General features: G+C 61.6%; 2 protein-coding genes and 1 pseudogene. 2 read left to right on the forward strand and 1 reads right to left on the reverse strand.

Going from position 1 to position 2,133, the window contains the following annotated elements; translation table 11 throughout:
* Positions 1-623 (reverse strand): DUF4436 family protein (locus A2J03_RS22315; RefSeq protein WP_197480913.1); only part of this gene is annotated, 623 nt, incomplete at its 3' end.
* A gap of 178 nt (positions 624-801) precedes the next feature.
* On the opposite strand from A2J03_RS22315, the gene A2J03_RS22320 reads away from it, so the two are divergent.
* Together A2J03_RS22320 and A2J03_RS22325 are read left to right on the forward strand one after the other, a co-directional pair.
* The gene (locus A2J03_RS22320; protein WP_197480914.1) at positions 802-1,737 is read left to right on the forward strand and encodes a CPBP family intramembrane glutamic endopeptidase; all 936 of its coding nucleotides are present in this window, start codon (positions 802-804) and stop codon (positions 1,735-1,737) included.
* 182 nt (positions 1,738-1,919) lie between these two features.
* Positions 1,920-2,133 (forward strand): annotated as a pseudogene (locus tag A2J03_RS22325) (MCE family protein); the annotation flags it as partial.

Consider the following 2,133-nt stretch of genomic DNA (forward strand, 5'->3'; position numbering starts at 1 on the left):
AGCGCACACGCCGGCAAGGCCACCAGGACGAGACAAATTGCAAGATCGTAGATTTTCGACACGGCGGTCCGATTGACCGTGATGTCGAACGCCTCACCACTTCGGGTACCGGACGGTCCTGCACCGACGTCCCAACCGGTCAGTGAATTGGTGACGACGACTTCCGCAGGAATCGACACCCGACCATCTGTGGTCTGAGCGAACACGCGCACGATCACAGAATCGGCTGTGTACCGGTCGAAGGGCCATGTACGGACATCTCCGTCGGCATAGATGGTTGCGGCAATCGGTCCCACAGCGCTTCCCGCCGAAAATACCAGTCGATCGTCGGTCGCTATCGGGGTCACGTCGACTACCACGTCGGTTGCAAGGAACCCGTTGTCGTCCACAAGATCGCGTCCGGGGTAGACGGACACCCGCGCGCCTATCGAAAAATCCGCTCCCGCGACCGAACTCACGTCGAGATACACGAGGGCGCCATCGGGATCCGGATCACGCTGGTCGGTCGGTTCACTCGAATGCGCCATCGCATATGCGATCAGCACTCCGACGTAACAGACGATCACTGCCACCGCAATGGCTGCTGTCTTGCGGAGTGACCTCGACTTGTCGACTGTCTCCACTGCGCGCCTCTCTGGCCTGCGTCCGACGTTGGCTCGAGCGCTCCGGTGTCGGGTCAGTGTAGGTGCGGAATAGCCGAGCACGCGGGCGAATTCGGCATCACACTTGTTGGGTACGACGTGCGGGCCGCTGCCGTGGTAGACAGATTTCGGTTGTGGTGAAGAGTGAACGAGGTGGTCGGTGTCCAACGAAACCCACATATGGGGGCGACCAGACCTGTCCTACCGACCCAGCACGCTCGGGACCGGCGTGCTCGTGCTCGCGCTCGCGTGCGCATGGCTGGGCCTGTATTCGATCAGCATTCTGGGATCGTTCTGGAGGTTGCGGAATCCGGATGCGCCCGCCCCCGAGCTCACAACGGGTGATCAGGTGGCGGACCTCGTTGCGTTGACGCTTCAGTTCGCGGTGGGCGTCGTGGCGGTCCTCTCGGTGTCGCTTCTGCGCCGGCGCGTTCTGACGTCGGTCCTACCCGGCCGCAGTGGTAGCGCTGCAGATGCGGCTATCGCGTGGTGCGCTGCAATTGCTGCATCCTCGGCATGTGCCCTGATGCTCGACCGGCTCGGGCTGGCACGATTCGACTTGTCGGTTCCGGCAGTGGTCGAGTCGCCCACGTTGGCGGTCGTGGCCGCCGTGTCGGCCGGATTGAGAGAAGAACCGCTCCTCGCGGCGCTACCGGTCCTACTCCTGGTCGGACGACTACCCATCGGGTGGATCATGATCCTTGCCGGCGCAATGCGCGGATCGCTGTATCTCTACTTCGGCGGCGGCGGGTTCGTGTGGGCAGCACTGTGGGGTGCAGCGGCGGTCTGGGTTTACTACAAGTACCGACGACTCTGGGTACTCGTGGTGGTGCACGGATTCGTCATGAACATCCAGGCGCTGGACCGCATCATCGACCTCGACAGCGCGGCAATGGTGCTGCAGTGGGGGAACGTGCTCGTTCTGTTCGGCGCACTCGCATTGTGGATTGTCCCGCGTGCACTCGACACCCTCCATCTGGGCGAAGAGAAGGCAGAATCTTCGCAGTCGACCCCTGTCGTAGCGGACACAGCCGCTGAATTGCCCTTCCTGCCCCCCGACGAGACGCGCCCGAATTCCGAGACCGGAAGCCTTTGAGTGCTATTTCGTACCAGGGGTATGGTGGCCCGGATCTCCTGACCGGCAACATGTGATGTAGATAACCGGTCTTCGATTCATTGCGTTACCGACGGTTACATTAATGTTCGACCCATGATCGATTCCCCCTCGTTCGCTGTAACAGTCGTGTCCGAGTGGACTCTGCTCCCGAGCGGCACCCTGTGATCCACTCACCGTCCGCGGTGAAGCGAAGGTTGCTCGGCTTGATGCTGTTCGCGATGATCATCCTGTTCGTGGGGTGGTCGGTCACCTCGTACATGAAGACTTTCGACGAGGTCGTCGGTATCGATCTGGTGACCGATTCCGTCGGAAATGCGTTGCCGTCGAACGCCGATGTGAAAGTGCGCGGTCTGATCGTGGGCGAGGTCAGGTCCG

The sequence above is a fragment of the Rhodococcus sp. EPR-157 genome (assembly GCF_001647195.1).
In the GTDB taxonomy this organism is placed as follows: Bacteria; Actinomycetota; Actinomycetes; order Mycobacteriales; family Mycobacteriaceae; genus Rhodococcoides.